Consider the following 14,838-nt stretch of genomic DNA (forward strand, 5'->3'; position numbering starts at 1 on the left):
GCGGCGACAAAGACACGCACGCCCGAGCGGAGACCTACCCGCCCCGACAAAGGGTTGATTTACCCGTCTCGAGAAAGTACCGGCATGAACGGACTATTCGAACGTCGGACTACGGCGTGTCAGCACCGTCTCGAGGAGGTCGGCGCGGACGCGGCGGTTCTCTTTCCGAGCCCCAACCTCACGTATCTAACCGGTTTCGACGAGTCGCCGTCGGAGCGTCACCTGTTACTGGTCGTCCCGCGCACCGGTGAGCCAGCGTTCGTCGCCCCGTCGATGTACGACGAACAGCTCGCGGCGACCCACGTCGCGGACGTTCGTCTGTGGGACGACGGCGACGACCCGCTCGAGCTCCTCGAACGCGTCTTCGACGATCGGGAGACCGGCGGTCGCCACGACGATGACGGCGGCTCGCTCCTCGTCGACGACCGAATGTGGGCGATGTTCACCCAGGACCTGCGGCGCGTGCGCCCGGCCGCCGAGTTCGGGCTGGCGAGCTCCGTCTTCGAGCCGCTTCGGATCCGAAAGGACGACTCTGAACTCGAGGCGCTCCGGCGAGCGGGTGTGCTCGCCGACCGCGTCGCTCGCGAGATCCGCGAGCGCGGGTCCGAGTTCGTCGGCTCGACCGAGGCCGAACTCGCCGCCGAAATCGACCGGCTGCTCGAAGACGGCGGCGGCGTGAAACCGGCGTTTACGACGATCGTCGCCGCGGGGCCGAACGGCGCCCGTCCGCACCACCACAGCGGCGACCGCGTGATCGAGGCGGGCGAGCCGGTGGTGCTCGACTTCGGGGCGTTCGTCGACGCCGACCTCCCGGCGGGTACGGCCCGCTATCCCGGCGATCAGACGCGAACGATCGTCCTCGAGGGCGAACCCCCGACGGAGTACGAGCCAGTCCACGACGTGGTCGAACGGGCGCAAGCGGCGGCCGTCGACACAGTCGAGCCGGGGGTGACGGCGGCAGCCGTCGACCGCGCCGCACGGGACGTGATCGAGGACGCCGGCTACGGCGACGCGTTCGTTCACCGAACCGGCCACGGCGTCGGACTCGAGGTTCACGAACCGCCGTACATCGTCGCTGGGAACGATCGGGTTCTCGAGCCCGGAATGGTCTTCAGCGTCGAGCCGGGAATCTACCTCGAAGGACAGTTCGGCGTTCGGATCGAGGACCTCGTGGTCGTAACCGAAGACGGCCCAGAACGACTGAACGATTCCCCGCGAGGGTGGTAGCGGCGCGCTGTTACGGTCAGACGGCAGGTCGGACGGCAGTCACGTTACCACCGGAAAGAAGTCGTAACAGAGTCGACGACCGCAGTACAGCCGGAGTCGTAGCAGAGTCGACGGCCGGCCACATTAAGAACGAGATAACAACGGGGGTACTCGAGGTAGCCCGGGGCGCATGGCTGCAATCGACTCGGAACGACAGCTCTCACGCAACGAGGTCGCGGCGTATCTCCGCGAGTTCGCCGACGAACTCGAGACCGAAACGATCCCGGCGTCCAGCGACGATCCGGTCGCGGGTCAGAAGATGACCCTGGTCGCCGGCAACCAGAGCGCGACGATCAACCCGCCGACTGACGTCGGCTTCAACGTTCGCGTCGACGACGACAGTTCGCTGATGGACGACGACACCCGGCGCGTCACGTTCGAACTCGAGTGGAACCGCGCCGACGTGCCGGCAGACGACGAGTTGGGCGTGGAGTAGAGAGACCGTGTTATCGAGGGGTGATAGAAACCCGACTTTTTCCGAAACCGATGGAAACCAGGTTTTCGAAACTGATGGGAACCAGGTTTTGAAAACCGATGGGAGCCGGAGGGGAGATGTGGTAGCGGCGAACGTCGTTTCGACGACGACGGTCACAGCTGCCGTCGAGGCCGTTATCCCTCGACCGTCTCGACCAGCACCTTCCGGACGACGTCCGGGTCCTCGAGGAGCTGGTGTTCGGTATAGCTTCCCTCCGCACTGCCGCCGCTGTGGCGCGACTGCTCGATGATATCGAGAAACGCGTGTTCTTTCAGCAGGTCGCGGACTCGACGCAACGAGAGCGTGTCGGACCCCTCCTGGCGGCAGATTTCCTCGTAGACGTCGAAGATCTTGGTCGTCCGGAAACCGTCCTCGTCGGGCGTGTTGAGCGAGAGGACGGCGAGCGCCTGGAGGACGTACCGGGAGTGAGGGGTGGAGCCACGGATGAGTTCACGGAACCGGTCCGTCTCCGCGCGCTCGCGCGCCTGTACGACGAACTCCTCACGGACCGTCTCGCTCCCGTTCGACTGGGCGATCTCGCCCGCGTAGCGAAGGATGTCGATCGCCTTCCGTGCGTCACCGTGTTCGCGCGCGGCGAGGGCCGCCGCCCGCGGGATGACCGAGGGCTCGAGAACGCCGTCTTTGAACGCGTCGCTTCGAGCCTGCATGATGTCCCGGAGCTGGTTCGCGTCGTACGGCGGGAAGACGAACTCGCGCTCGCAGAGACTCGACTTGACGCGCTCGTCCATCCGATCTTTGTACTTGATCTTGTTGCTGATCCCGATCACGCCGATCTTACAGTCGGTGAGTTTGCCGGCTTCCCCCGCGCGCGAGAGTTGCATGAGAATGTCGTCGTCGTCGAGTTTGTCGACCTCGTCTAAGATGATGAGGACGACGCCGTACTGACTGTCGAGGACGTTCCACAGTCGCTTGTAGTACGTCGACGTACTCAACCCCTTGTCGGGAATTTTGATGCCGGTCACGTCGGGCGTGTTCAGCGAGTAGGCGATCGTCTGTACCGCCTGCGTTTCCGTGTTGTCCTGGGCACAGTCGACGTAGGCGAACTCCGCGGTTACACCCTCCTCTTTGGCGACGCGAACCAGCCGTTCGGAAATATGCTTTGCACACAGCGACTTTCCGGTCCCCGTTTTGCCGTAGATCAGGAGGTTACTCGGACTCTGGCCGAAGATCGCGGGGTTCACTGCGTTCGCGAGTTCGGAAATTTCGTCGTCTCGTCCGACGATTCGGCCCTCCTCCGGGAGGTGATTGATCTCGAGGAGCTCCTTGTTCTCGAAGATCGGGTCTTCACGGGTGAAAAGGTCGTCGCCGGAACTCGACATGGATAACAGACACCACGTTTCCGGTGAATACTCTTTACTGTTTGGTTCGGTTGACCGTCGTGAGACGCGATTCTCCTGCTGATCGACAGGTGGTCCGCTACGATACGGAACCCGTCGCGCTCACGGGTCACTGACCTCTTCGAAGGGGTCCTCGGTCGGCTGAGGTTGCGGGAGTGGACGAGCACACACACACCGGGTTTCCGGTGAAACGGTGTGAGAGTGGGGGGTGGGGTGGCGTTCACCGGAAGTCCGGTGTGGGGCGGTCAGTAGAAAGGTAGGTCAAAACGACAGCTCAGCCACCAACACAAAATACGACGACACCGGTCGAACCGCCAGAAAACGCGATTGAGAGAGGACAACACGTCTTAGACACCGAACGAAGAGTCCAGTGCAGCCGAGAGTAGACGGAAGATCGGAGGTGAAGAGGAGAGAAAACGGAAGCGGACAGACGAGAACGAGTTGGAAGAAATGGAGGGAACAGCAGCAAATATGCCGTTTCCGGTGAAGAAGGCTCCTGCCGAACAGATTAGTTCGGATTAGTTTGCCGAACTATCAATGGACTATTCGCCATAGGGCTATTTATACTTACCTGTTGCGGCTAAGTTGAAAAGAATGGAGCCAGCATATAAGGAAGTGATGGAGTTGATGCATAAGTTGGATGGGGTTACTACATAAGTTAAAAGGTAAACAAAAGGACAAGGGCTGGATTACGCGGGGAGAACGATCTTGGAGACGCCTCCTCGAGCGAACTGCGAACTCTTCCTCTCTCTCAAACTATCCCTCGAAAACCATTTCACCGGAAACCCGGTGTGTGCGCGCAGGCCAGAAATGTTAGCTCTCTCCTTTCTTCACCCTTCTTGCCTCTCCCTTCTTTTGCCCTCCCTTCCCCCCTTTTCGTCCTCAGTTGTCCACGCGCTCGGGTCTTCTGAGGACTCTCCTCTTCCTCGTCGGCTCCTGACGCTACGACGGGTACGAAGCCGCCTTTCGGCCTTTCACCGGAAACCCGGTGTGTCTGTCCGCACAGCCAGAGCCCCATCGATCGATTTCACCGGAAACCCGGTGTGTCTGTGTCACCCTCGCTTCTTTCCTTTCATTTTCCACCGGAAACCCGGTGTCCGCGTTCAGTGTCGTGCGTACCGGTTTCCGCCTCCACACCCACACTTTGGTACCTCGAGATCGACACCTCGAGGGTAATCGGGACCGAAGCGCCGGCGGACGAAGACGGTCTCTATTCCGGTCACAGCCCGGTAAGATCTGGCCACAGTCCCACAAAATCAACTCAGTCACAGGTTCAGTACCGGTAGGCAACTTGATTCAGCAGTACAGCGATTCAATAGTCGTACAGCGATTCAGTAGTAGTACAGCTCTAGTTCGTGTCCACAGTTACCACAACTGGTTTCAGTTCCCCGGAGTCGGTTCTCGGCGTCCGGGTCGCGAGTTTGAATACCCGTCCCCGGTGGAATCGGTGCGCTCACCACCGCTTCACATTCGGGACAGCCGATACGCATGCGTGGACGGCCTGCTCGAGACATACCCCAGTGATAGTTTCTCACCTGCGTTAGTTATGCTAAACGTAACATTTAGTCGGGTTCTCCTGGCATCGATTCGCCGCTTGTCCCGCCGTTCTCCGCCTCTGACGGCCGGACAATCGAAATTTCTGATATTCCTAACTGGCACGACCACTATCCAGTACTCTATTACAATCGTTTCATAGTTTAATGATATAAAGACAGTTCCTTAGGAAGGCCTGTACGAACACTCCTATTCGTTCGAGCAACCGTTTTCCCGAATTCCTTTCTCAACCCCTGAAAAACACCATACTGCGTGGCCTTAAACGGTCTGTAACTCCGGAGAAACAATCAGAAATACAGTGTAACACAGTGTATCTTCATCTTGTTATCTATTAGTGACCTATTTCTCCCCGAACGGCTTCCTATTCGCCTGCATCGCGTAATTTCGCTCGAGGGACGGTCTGGGAGGCTTCTGCAACGGTTGGAAGGAGGTCAATCCTTTATTACTTCATCCCCAGAGTGATTGATCGAGGACAATGAGCACGACCGAGACCACTTCCGGCGTTGCGACCCAGGAACTGTCGTTCGAGGAGGAAGCCGAAGAGGAGTCGTCCGAACTGACCAAGGACGACATCTTCCACATCCTGCAGACGCGGCGTCGCCGGGACGCGCTGCGGTACCTGCAGGGAACCGACGAGCCGGTACGCATGCGCGATCTCGCAGAGCAGGTAGCGGCCTGGGAGAACGAGACGACCGTCGAGCAGCTGAGTTCGGACGAGCGCCAGCGCGTGTACATCTCGCTGTACCAGTCGCACCTGCCGAAACTCGACGAGGAGGGGATCATCAACTACAACCAGAGTCGCGGGATCGTCGAGCGCACGCCCGCGGCCGACCAGTTCGATCCGTACCTCGAGCCGACCGACGAGGAGGCGGCCGACGCGGAGCGGCCGTCGATCGGCACGGAGGGCTACTACGCGGGCGCGGCGTTCGTGAGCACGCTCCTCTTGCTTACCGCCGCGGTCGGCCTGACGACGCTGTCCGGCGTCGCCCTCGGCGGAACGATCCTGGCGCTGTTCGTCACCGTGACGGTCGCACAGCTTTCGATGGCGTAACTACCGGCGGGACCGGTTGCGTTACAGTTGACTCACGATCACGGCGACAGACCACTCGCGGGGGCGGCCGATTTACCGCATCGACAATCGCGATCGACTTTCACTTCGTCGGAACGCAACTCCTCGGAGAGACATCACTGATCGGTTGAGGTTGCTGCTCGAGACGCACATTTTCCCGAGGGGCTCGCTCGACGCTTCGAGGGGAACCGAGCGGTCACCGCGTGACCGTCACGTCCTCGAACTCGAGAAAGGCGGTTTCGTACCCGTCGTGGCGCGATACCTGCGGGGGCGCGTCGACGACGACCGTGACCAGATCACCCGCCTCGAGTGGATCGATGTCGACCCCGTAGTGGTGGCCCAGTTCCGGATCGAGCGTTTCCTCGAGTCGCTCCGTGACGACGGCGTCTCCGTCGCGTTCGACCGTCGCCTCGAGGGCGGCGAACGGGAGGGCGACGTCGTTGTACGGTGTCCGTAAACAGACGACGAGGCGCGTCCCACCCTCGAAGTCGCCGCTTCGATCGAGTTTTGACCGGTCGTTCTCGAGATCTGACCGCTCGACCTCGAGAATCGAGTGGGCGGCGTCGGCCGTCCGCTCGCTTCCCAGTCGTTCCCCGGGAAGGTCCTCGATCGGGCGGCTCGCCGACGCCGACGCCGGCGCCCGCGGCGTTTCCTTGCCGTGTTCGTGACCCGAACCTCCGTTCTCGTGGTCCGCGCGGTGATCCACGAGCGAAAGCGCGTCTCGCGTCCCCCGCCGGTCGTCCGCGAGCAGTTCGAACTCGAGGTCGTGAATATCCGACCGGCTGTACGTAAATTCGATCCTCGAGCACATCGACGACGCCGACTCGAACCGGCCGTCGAACGCACCGGCGGCCGTCGCTTCGAGCGGGCCGACACGCACTCGAGCGGTGTACTCGCCCTCCTCGGGGAGGGAGACGTTGTCTCCGTAGTGAAAGCCCATCCGCTGGGAGAGCATCGGCCACGGCGCTCGCTCGAGGATGGGGTCCCCGTCGCGGCCGATCTCGAGGCGATATTCACCGGAAGGACGGTGTCCGATTCGGGGTCCCAGACGGTACACATCAGGTGAAGCGAATCTTCCGTAGTGACGTCGACGCGTTCGATCTCACCCGCGACGACCCAGAACCGATGCGGGATGGTGTAGGTCAGTTCGACGGCGTACTCGCCGTCCGCTGCCGCCCCGAATACGCCCATCTCTTCCCGGGAAGCGGGGAGATACACTGCGTCCGGTCGGTTTTCGACCAGCGGCTGGTCCTGCCAGACCGACCGCTCTTCGAAGCCGACCCGCTCGAGACAGCCAACGAGGGCGACTCCGCCGACTGCGGCGCCCTCGAGGAACCCGCGACGGTCCATCCGTTCGGGTACGCCGCCGAGAGGCAAACGTCTGTCACCCGTCCGGCCTCGTTCTCGTCTGGCAACTTCCGTTGATCGCCTTCGTCTCCCGTCGACTGTCTCCGTCTCCTGTCGACTCCTTGGATTCATTCGACGAACGGCGGCGCCGTCGCCGGAAGCGAGAGCAGCCAGAGGCTGAGCGCGGTGTAGCCGATCATGACGGCGATGAACGGGTACTGGCTTCGAATCGCCTGGAGGCGGCCGGGGAACAGGTCGAACGAAACCGCGTGGGCGGCCCAGACCGCCAGCAGGTGGCCGACCAGCAGTGCCGCCACTTCGAACCCGCCGATCCAGCCAGGGATCGCGAACACCGTCGGATTGACCGGCGGGGACAGCGGGTTCGTGAGGGCGCTGGCGGTCGCCGGCGAGAGCGAGAGCGCGAACGCGGCGTAGTGGGCGAGGTGGTATCCCGCCGCGATCGCGAGCAGCGGCGGCGCGAACCGCCTGGTGAGGGTCGCCGTCGGCAGGTACGTCGGCGCGGTTCGACGTGCGAGGACCGTGGCCGCGTGGAACGCAGTCGCGAAAACCGCGTAGCCGACGAGCAACACGACCAGATACGCGGCGGCGGGTGAGAGGCCGGCGCTGACGAGCGATCGAACCGTCGCTGCGCCGGGCGGAGTCACGACGAAGCCGTTGAACGTCAACTCCCAGACCAGAAACAGGACGATGGCGACCTCGCTCGAGTCGACGGTTACCCCATCCCGGCGGAGGCCGGAGCCGGGTACCACCAGCACCAGTCGCCGGTCCGGGCCGACCCGCTGAATCGGTGCGATCGCGCCGTAGAGTCGAAAGAGGACGGTGAACGGGTCCGCGCGTCGGAACCAGACGGCCGGCGAGAACGTCACCGCACCACACACCGCGTATCCGGTGTACCCTGCGGCGAGAAGCGCTAGAACTCGAGGATCCGCCGTTACCGGAAGTGCGAGCTCGAGCCAGACCAGCACTGCCAACCCGGCGAGAGCGGGCCACGATCGAAGTCGCTCCGGGTACGTCACGATCCCCCGCTCGTCTACTCCGCGTTCGGCTACTCCGTGCCCGTCTTCGAGTCCGGTTCCACGTTCGTTCCCACCGAGTCCGATTCGGCTACCGACTCTGCGTACCCCCTCCGCGACCGTCCGGAACGGGTCGATCGCGGGCCACGGGTCCACCACCAGGAAGGCGACCATCGGAAGCACGGCTCTTAGTCCGACGAACGCGAGCAGGACGGCGAGGTTCGCCGTCGGCATGGCCGGTCCCTCGAGGCCGACGATCACGACCGCGAGGAGGGCGACCACCCCGAGCGCCCCGCCGACCGGTGCGGCCGACGGCGGTGACCGCAGTGGTTTCGTCCAGTCGTGGAGCGAGGAGACGAACGTCCGGTCGGTCACGAGCGCGGCGAGCAGACCGGACGCGCCGACGGCCGCGCCGCCGGTCACGAGAACGAGCCAGGTCGGAACCGCGAGCTCTCGCTCCTGTCCGAGCCCGGCGGCGACGTTCGAGGCAGCGACGGGCTCTCCGCTGACGGCGAGGAACGCACCGGCGAGTCCGGCGGACGCGAGCGCTTTCCGCCGGCAATCCGATCCCATCGTGACGACCGACTACGGCCGGCGGGATGTATCTATCCGGGCCACCGCGCGTACGACGCCGACGGGCCGCGCACACGACGTTAACGGCCCGCGTCTTACGATGTGGTTTTGCCTCCCAGAAAAGAACCAACGAGCACTTTATCGCTCGTTCCTACGGTTCACCTATGGAGAGGCGCACGTACCTCGGCGCGCTCGGGAGTGCAGGAATCGCTAGCGTCGCAGGCTGTCTCGATTCCGATCCGATCTTCGGTAGCGGCGAGGGTGGCGCCAGCGACGAGGCTGCCGAGGGAACGGTCCTCGGCCCGCCGGAGCAGTCGACGGAGGGCGCATCACACCCGTCTTACGGCGAGGAGATCCCGTCGTTTTCGGTACCCGATCCGCTCGCAGAGACGGACGTTTCCTCGGACGACCTTCAGGGCGAGCGGGCGTACCTCATGACGTTCTTTTTCACCTCCTGTCCCGACGGGGCGTGCCCGGCGCTGCTGTTGCGGCTTCGCCGCGCTCACGAGGACTCTCTCGAGCGGGGAACCGAGGACGAGACGGCGTTTCTGGCGCTGACGTTCGACCCGGAGAGAGATACCCCCGAGGAGCTCGAGACATACGCCGACCAGCAGGGGGTGAACCTCGAGGCCGGGAACTTCCACTTCCTGCGTCCGGAATCCTACGACGCGGGGATGGAACTCGTCACCGACGACTTCGGTATGCCTGTCGAGCGGGTCGACACGGACGAGCATCCGGCGACGGCCGACGACGCGGGGGACGACTCGAGCAACGGGGCTACCGACGACTCGAACGCCGACGACGACTCGAGCGACCACGCCGACGACGACTCGAGCGACCACGCCGACGACGACTCGAGCGACCACGCCGACGATCACGGTCACGACGACGACAGTCACAGTGACGAGAACGACGACCACGTGGAAAACGACAGCCACGCCGATCACGACCACGGCGAGTACACGTTCACCCACTACAACCTGATCTTGCTGGTCAACGAGCGGGGGATCGTCGAACGGGCGTACCCGCAGGCGACGGGCACGGACATCGAACCGATCGTCGAGGACTTCCGGACGGTGGTGGACGGCTGAGATGCGCCGCCGCGAGCTCGTCGCCGGCGTTGCAAGCCTCGGCGTGTTCGGCAGCGGCGGCTACCTCGCGGTGCGCGGCGTACCGGCGGATCTGCTCGAGGCAGACGGTACCGAGAGCGGGGAACCGGAGCGGATGACCGTCGAAACCATCGAGGCGACCGGCAGCGACGCCGGCGAACTCGAGGTCCCAGTGCCCGACCGGCCGACGTTCATCGACTTCTTCGCCACGTGGTGTCAGCCGTGCATCCAGCAGATGCCCGCGCTCGCGGCGGCACACGACCGCCTCGGGAACGAGGTCCGGTTTCTCTCGGTGACCAACGAGTCGATCCCCGACGAGTCGATCGCGGAGTGGTGGGACGAACACGACGGCAACTGGACCGTCGGACTCGATCCGGCGCTCGAACTCGCCGAGCGGTACAGCTTCTCGGGGTACCCGACGGCCGTCGCCATCGACGCTGGCGGCGAGGTCCAGTGGTCCGACAGCGGCGTGAAGACCGAGGACGAACTCGTCGCGGGGATCGAGCAGGCGCTCGAGAGGTAGTCGATGGTCGACGCGTCACTCACCCCGACGATCCTGTTCGCACTGATGGCGGGGGTCGCGACGTTCTTCTCGCCGTGTGCGTACCCGCTGTTACCGGGCTACGTCGGGTTCTACGTGAGCCAAACCGACGCCGAGCGGGCGACCCTCGGCGGCTCGATCAGCCGCGGGCTGGTCGCCGCCGTCGGCGTGCTCGGGACGTTCGCCGTCCTCCTGGGCGCGACGTTCTGGGTCGGCCACTCCACGCTGTCGAACGTCGTCGTCTTCGAGCCGATCATCGGGGCGGTTCTCGTCGTCTTCGGCGTGCTCGTCGTTCTCGAGCGGGCCCCGTCGCTGACGGTCGCGCTGCCGAAACGTCGCTCGAGCGTCACCGGGTTCGGGATCTTCGGCGCGGGGTACGCGCTGGCCGCGGCGGGCTGTGTCGCGCCGCTGTTCATCGGCGTCGTCGGTCGCGCACTCTCGCTCCCGTTCGGTGCGGGAGCGGCCGTTCTCGGGACGTACGTCGGCACCGTCGCGGTGTTGATGCTCTCGTTGACGGTCGCGACCGGTCTCGGCGTCGTCGCTGGCGGCGGTCGCCTCGCAGCCGCCGGACCGACACTCGAGCGCCTGGCCGGCGGGGTGATGATCCTCGCGGGGCTCGGGCAGCTGTACCTCGCGATCTTTATCCTCGAGGTGTTCTGACCCAGCGGTGTGCGTCTCGCGAGTCGCCGTGGACGTGTTCTGAGCCGCCCTGAGCGCTTCGAGTCGACGTGGCCCGGAGCGGGGGACACCGCTCTTCCGGTGAACTGCGGGATCGGACACACCGGATTTCCACTGAACGCGAGCGCGCCCGCTGCCGGTTTCCGGCCCGGACCGAGCCCGTACCGCGTTTCCGCACCCGGCCGGTCGCGCTCAGTCGTACACCGCCGCGAGGAGCACGATCACGCCGAGGAGCACGACGAGCAGCTGGGAGAACGAGAGCGAGCCGCTCGAGAGGTCGGTGACGAGGTGTGCGGTCACGACGCCGACGACGGCGACGAGTCCCGTCCCCGCCGCGTGGGCGAGTTCGGCGCCGAGCGTGCGAGCGTCGCGGCCGAGCTGTCGGCCGAGGCTGATCGCGTTGTCGGCGAGGTCCCAGGCGACGACCGTCCCGGCGCCGGCGACGACGACCGCCGTCGGGCCGGCCTCCTGGAGGACGGCGGCGACCATCGTGGCAAGCAGGACGAGTCCGCAGCCGAGTTTGACCAGACCCGGGGAGCCGTCGCCGCGAAGGGGGACGACGGCCAGCGTGAGTACGGCGACGCCGCCGAGCCCGGGAAGCAGCGAGAGCGCGGCGGCGCTCCGGGGGAGACTGGCCGCGAGGGCGACGGCGGCGCCGACGATTCCGACGCCGACCGCCGCCGCGGCGACCCCGCTCACCAGGCGCTCGCGCTTGGTCAACAGCAGTCCCGCCGCGAGCACGAGCACGCCGACGCCCGCGAGGGCGACCGCGAGCCGGGCCGCCTCGAGATCGACGAGCAGGACGAGCGCGCCGAGGGCGACGCAGACCGCGAGCCCGGCGCTCGCGGGCGCCGGACGGTTGACGGCGGAGGCGACGCTCATCGGCGGCCCTCCCGTGCGTGTGCGATCGCGGTCTCGAGCGGCGCCGGCGGCTCCCAGTCGACGACGGGGACGCCGGATTTCCGGAGGGCGGACGCCCGGTTCTCCCGCTCGATTCGAGCCAGGCGGCCGCCGGCGGTCCCGTCGGTGGTCACGTCGGGGCTGATCACGGTCATCGGGTGGCCGCGTGCCTCGAGCGCCCGCGTCGCGTCGACGACGGCGTCGTCACACAGCGGCGAGAACAGGACGAGCTGTGCGTCCCGCGGGAGCCGCCTTCGCAGGGTCTCGAGTTGGGCCTCGAGGTCGACCCCACGTCGGGGCGGCGTCGACGACAGCGAGGGGTGCGTGCCGAGAGTGCGCTCGATGGCCGCGGCGTGGTCGCTCCCGACGCCGGGGCGAAGCCAGCAGGGATCCTCGCCGACGGTCGCCAGCCCGACGCGGTTTCGAGACCGCAGCAGCGAGCGGACCAGCTGTGCGGCGGCCGACACGCCGTAGGCGACCGCGTGTGGCTCGCCGTCGCGTCCGCGGTAGGAAATCTCTCTGGCGTCGATCAGCAACACGACCGTGGCCGACCGCTCCTGGCGGTACTCGACGGTCGTGAGCTCGTTCGTCCGGGCGAACCGGTTCCAGTCGATAAACCGCATCGAATCGCCGCGGCGGTACTCGCGCGTGCGGTAGAACTCGGTCCCCTCGCCGCCGCTGTTCGCTCGCACCGTTCCGACGGACGCGAGCCGCTCGGCGCGGACCGACCCGGAAGCCGACCGGCCGGTGCAGTCGATCGCCGTCTCGGTCGCCACGGTACTCTCTCGCTCCGTCGACCCGCTCAGGCTCCGGCTGACGACCGTTGCGGGCTCGAACGTATGCGTTCCGCGCTCGCTCTCGAGGACGTACCGAAACGAGGCGGATCGGCCGGGCCACAGGCTCGCACCCCGCCGCGGCGAGCCGTCGACGACGTTCAGCGTCGGGGGGACGCCGTCGACGATCCGCAGGTCCGGGAGCCAACTGTCGCCGACGTTGGTGACCGTCACCTCGATCTCGATCTCGTCGCCGGGTGCGGGCGAGTCGGCGACCACGGTACGCTCGAGTTCGAGCGCCGGGTCGGGTGCGCTCGTCACGCGCGGGTAGACGACGAACGCGACGGCGGCGACGGAGACCAGCAGCAGCGACGCCGTCGTGAGCCCGGTGCCGACGGCCAGCGCGGCGAGGGCGACCGCGCTCACCCCTCGCCAGCGGTTCGTCGGGTAGGACTCGCTCGCTTCGCCCGCGGCGGTCGTCTCCCGCCGGCTCGAGCCCCTGACCTCGAGGCCGTCGTCGTCCGAATCTCGCCGTCCGTCACCCGCCGACTGGACGGTTCCGGACGGGCCGTCGGGTTCGAACTCGCTCGAGTCGCCGCGGTGATGCTGTGTGTCACTCATCGCTGTCACCGCCGTACTGCCGACCGTGTTGGGCCCCGAGTTCGTCGACGGTCAGTCGAACCGACTTGGCGAACCAGGGCGTGCCGCCGACGAGCGCGCCGACCCTGTCCGACAGGGGCGGACGGCCGCCGGAGAGAAAGCGCCGGACGCGCTCGTCGTCGGTCCACTCGCCCGTCGAGACGAGTTCGCGGGCGGTCTCCCGACCGCAGCCGTGGGTCCGCTGGACCGTCCGAACGGCGCAGTCCTCGAGCCGGTCGCGGATCTCCGCTCGCTGCGACCGACCGACGACCGGCAGGTGTAGCCACCACGTCTCGAGGCGATCGTCCACCGCCGCGCCCGCGTGCGGGACGGAGACGGCGGCCTCGGGATCGGGCATCTCGGCCTCCTCGACGGCCGCGCTCCGCCCGGCGACGAGGATCGGGGCGGCGAGGAGGACGCCCAGCAGCGCGACGACGCCGACGACGTACAGGTCGTTTCCGAGCGCGCCCTCGACGGCCTCGACGGGGAGTGCCCCCGCCGCCGGCGTCAACAGGGCGACCGTGACGAGCAGCGCTCCGGCGGCGCCGAGACCGATCCGTCGCGCGTTCACCGGCGATCACCGCCGTCGCTGCGAACGGCGTGTTCTCCGGCCGCCGGTTGCGCCGCGTCCGCGTTCCGTTCTCTCGAGTCGCCGCCGTCGCCCGACTCCCGGCCGAGGAGTCGGCCCAGCGCGGCACTGACGCGCCGCGTCCGGTCCTCGGTCGGCGCGTACTCGCCGTACCGGACGTCCTCGAAGGTTCGGGTGAGGTCGGCGACGGCCTCGGGGTCGGCGCCGCGGTCGATCGCCTCGGATTCGAACTCCCGGGGGGTCTTCTCGCGTCGCTCCTCGAGGTCGAGCCGGCGAACCATCTCGTACCACGCGCGGGCGACGGCGTCGTTCGGTTCACCGTCGACCAGCGATTCCGGCGCCGCCGCCCGGTCGTCACTCGTTCGCAACCGGTCGACGACGGCGCGGCGGCGCCGGACCAGCGCGGCGACCGCAGCGAGTGCGATCAACACGGGGAGCGCCCGCAACAGGAGGTCGAACAGCGCCGCGAGCAGTTCGAGCAGCCGATCCAGGAGGCTCTCGGTGGGGCCGGCACCGCTCGAGTCGCTGGACTCGCTGCTCGATTCCGACGGTCCACCCTCGTACTGGTCCCGAAGCTCTTCCGCCTCCCCGGTGCTGATCGGCAGGCTCTCGTAGTCGAGGTCGATGACGTCGCCCGGCTCCGTCGACACCGAGGACTCGAGTGCCGTCGCCGCCGTTCCGAGCGCGACGGTACAGCAGAGCGCGAGCGAGAGCGTGAGGAGCGTGTCGCGGTCCATGGGTTGTCGATGAATGGGTCGGCTTACCGGCGTCTTCGTGTCGAAGACCGCTGCCGGGGGTGGTTATTATCGAGCTACTAAGCATCGGCTACCCTGCAATACGGTACTGATAATTAACCCCGGTCCACCGAAATCGTGCACTAACGTGGTCGATTCCCTTCGCCCGAGTCGGCGTTCGACGGTCGAACGCGCGCAC

14 protein-coding genes are annotated in these 14,838 nt (G+C 66.1%); 7 read left to right on the top strand and 7 right to left on the bottom strand.

From position 1 onward, the window contains the following. The first annotated feature begins 84 nt into the window (after positions 1–84). Both NMQ11_RS19705 and NMQ11_RS19710 read left to right on the top strand, forming a co-directional pair. Positions 85–1,227: a M24 family metallopeptidase gene (locus NMQ11_RS19705; RefSeq protein WP_255171622.1), complete on the top strand. Its 1,143-nt coding sequence runs from the start codon at positions 85–87 to the stop codon at positions 1,225–1,227. A 169-nt stretch (positions 1,228–1,396) separates the two neighbouring features. Continuing rightward, complete coding sequence (locus NMQ11_RS19710) at positions 1,397–1,702, top strand: amphi-Trp domain-containing protein (protein ID WP_255171623.1); 306 nt, start codon at positions 1,397–1,399, stop codon at positions 1,700–1,702. Positions 1,703–1,875: 173 nt separating this feature from the next. On the opposite strand, the gene NMQ11_RS19715 is transcribed toward NMQ11_RS19710, so the two are convergent. Then, on the bottom strand, positions 1,876–3,081 hold the full coding sequence (locus tag NMQ11_RS19715) for a Cdc6/Cdc18 family protein (protein WP_255171624.1): 1,206 nt from the start codon (positions 3,079–3,081) through the stop codon (positions 1,876–1,878). 2,047 nt (positions 3,082–5,128) lie between these two features. Between NMQ11_RS19715 and NMQ11_RS19720 the strand changes: the two genes are divergently transcribed. Then, the gene (locus NMQ11_RS19720; RefSeq protein ID WP_255171625.1) at positions 5,129–5,704 is read left to right on the top strand and encodes a DUF7344 domain-containing protein; all 576 of its coding nucleotides are present in this window, start codon (positions 5,129–5,131) and stop codon (positions 5,702–5,704) included. Between the two features lie 214 nt (positions 5,705–5,918). Here the strand turns inward: NMQ11_RS19720 and NMQ11_RS19725 are convergent, their stop codons facing one another. Beyond that, positions 5,919–6,779 (bottom strand): DUF7350 domain-containing protein, encoded by an 861-nt coding sequence (locus NMQ11_RS19725; protein ID WP_345781484.1) that lies wholly within the window; start codon positions 6,777–6,779, stop codon positions 5,919–5,921. Positions 6,780–6,784: 5 nt separating this feature from the next. On the opposite strand from NMQ11_RS19725, the gene NMQ11_RS20140 reads away from it, so the two are divergent. After that, the gene (locus NMQ11_RS20140; RefSeq protein WP_345781485.1) at positions 6,785–7,147 is read left to right on the top strand and encodes a hypothetical protein; all 363 of its coding nucleotides are present in this window, start codon (positions 6,785–6,787) and stop codon (positions 7,145–7,147) included. 50 nt (positions 7,148–7,197) lie between these two features. Here the strand turns inward: NMQ11_RS20140 and NMQ11_RS19730 are convergent, their stop codons facing one another. After that, a complete protein-coding gene (locus NMQ11_RS19730; RefSeq protein ID WP_255171626.1) occupies positions 7,198–8,676 on the bottom strand; it encodes a hypothetical protein in 1,479 nt (492 codons plus the stop codon). Positions 8,677–8,840: 164 nt separating this feature from the next. On the opposite strand from NMQ11_RS19730, the gene NMQ11_RS19735 reads away from it, so the two are divergent. The 3 genes from NMQ11_RS19735 to NMQ11_RS19745 are packed head-to-tail and all read left to right on the top strand — an operon-like array spanning position 8,841 to position 10,986. Next, positions 8,841–9,767 (top strand): SCO family protein, encoded by a 927-nt coding sequence (locus tag NMQ11_RS19735; protein ID WP_255171627.1) that lies wholly within the window; start codon positions 8,841–8,843, stop codon positions 9,765–9,767. Position 9,768: 1 nt separating this feature from the next. Beyond that, entirely contained in the window at positions 9,769–10,308 is a 540-nt protein-coding gene (locus NMQ11_RS19740; protein WP_255171628.1) for a TlpA family protein disulfide reductase, read from the top strand. A 3-nt stretch (positions 10,309–10,311) separates the two neighbouring features. Then, the gene (locus NMQ11_RS19745) at positions 10,312–10,986 is read left to right on the top strand and encodes a cytochrome c biogenesis protein CcdA (protein ID WP_255171629.1); all 675 of its coding nucleotides are present in this window, start codon (positions 10,312–10,314) and stop codon (positions 10,984–10,986) included. 210 nt (positions 10,987–11,196) lie between these two features. Here NMQ11_RS19745 and NMQ11_RS19750 read toward each other — a convergent pair whose 3' ends face one another. From NMQ11_RS19750 to NMQ11_RS19765, 4 genes are read right to left on the bottom strand one after another with little or no spacing between them, the layout of a single operon-like run. Beyond that, entirely contained in the window at positions 11,197–11,886 is a 690-nt protein-coding gene (locus NMQ11_RS19750; RefSeq protein WP_255171630.1) for a DUF7519 family protein, read from the bottom strand. Beyond that, entirely contained in the window at positions 11,883–13,298 is a 1,416-nt protein-coding gene (locus NMQ11_RS19755; RefSeq protein ID WP_255171631.1) for a DUF58 domain-containing protein, read from the bottom strand. Before NMQ11_RS19755 ends, NMQ11_RS19750 begins: the two co-directional genes overlap by 4 nt. Next, the gene (locus NMQ11_RS19760) at positions 13,291–13,887 is read right to left on the bottom strand and encodes a DUF7269 family protein (RefSeq protein WP_255171632.1); all 597 of its coding nucleotides are present in this window, start codon (positions 13,885–13,887) and stop codon (positions 13,291–13,293) included. Before NMQ11_RS19760 ends, NMQ11_RS19755 begins: the two co-directional genes overlap by 8 nt. After that, the gene (locus tag NMQ11_RS19765; RefSeq protein ID WP_255171633.1) at positions 13,884–14,642 is read right to left on the bottom strand and encodes a DUF4129 domain-containing protein; all 759 of its coding nucleotides are present in this window, start codon (positions 14,640–14,642) and stop codon (positions 13,884–13,886) included. Before NMQ11_RS19765 ends, NMQ11_RS19760 begins: the two co-directional genes overlap by 4 nt. Positions 14,643–14,838 lie beyond the last annotated feature (196 nt).

Origin of the sequence: Natrononativus amylolyticus (genome assembly GCF_024362525.1) — an archaeon.
GTDB lineage: Archaea > Halobacteriota > Halobacteria > Halobacteriales > Natrialbaceae > Natrononativus > Natrononativus amylolyticus.

Bases quoted from the DNA above. Each gene is read 5' to 3' on its own strand.
- NMQ11_RS19705 (WP_255171622.1), top strand. From the start codon at position 85: ATGAACGGACTATTCGAACGTCGGACTACGGCGTGTCAGCACCGTCTC.
- NMQ11_RS19710 (WP_255171623.1), top strand. From the start codon at position 1,397: ATGGCTGCAATCGACTCGGAACGACAGCTCTCACGCAACGAGGTCGCG.
- NMQ11_RS19715 (WP_255171624.1), bottom strand. From the start codon at position 3,081: ATGTCGAGTTCCGGCGACGACCTTTTCACCCGTGAAGACCCGATCTTC.
- NMQ11_RS19720 (WP_255171625.1), top strand. From the start codon at position 5,129: ATGAGCACGACCGAGACCACTTCCGGCGTTGCGACCCAGGAACTGTCG.
- NMQ11_RS19730 (WP_255171626.1), bottom strand. From the start codon at position 8,676: ATGGGATCGGATTGCCGGCGGAAAGCGCTCGCGTCCGCCGGACTCGCC.
- NMQ11_RS19735 (WP_255171627.1), top strand. From the start codon at position 8,841: ATGGAGAGGCGCACGTACCTCGGCGCGCTCGGGAGTGCAGGAATCGCT.
- NMQ11_RS19740 (WP_255171628.1), top strand. From the start codon at position 9,769: ATGCGCCGCCGCGAGCTCGTCGCCGGCGTTGCAAGCCTCGGCGTGTTC.
- NMQ11_RS19745 (WP_255171629.1), top strand. From the start codon at position 10,312: ATGGTCGACGCGTCACTCACCCCGACGATCCTGTTCGCACTGATGGCG.
- NMQ11_RS19750 (WP_255171630.1), bottom strand. From the start codon at position 11,886: ATGAGCGTCGCCTCCGCCGTCAACCGTCCGGCGCCCGCGAGCGCCGGG.
- NMQ11_RS19755 (WP_255171631.1), bottom strand. From the start codon at position 13,298: ATGAGTGACACACAGCATCACCGCGGCGACTCGAGCGAGTTCGAACCC.
- NMQ11_RS19765 (WP_255171633.1), bottom strand. From the start codon at position 14,642: ATGGACCGCGACACGCTCCTCACGCTCTCGCTCGCGCTCTGCTGTACC.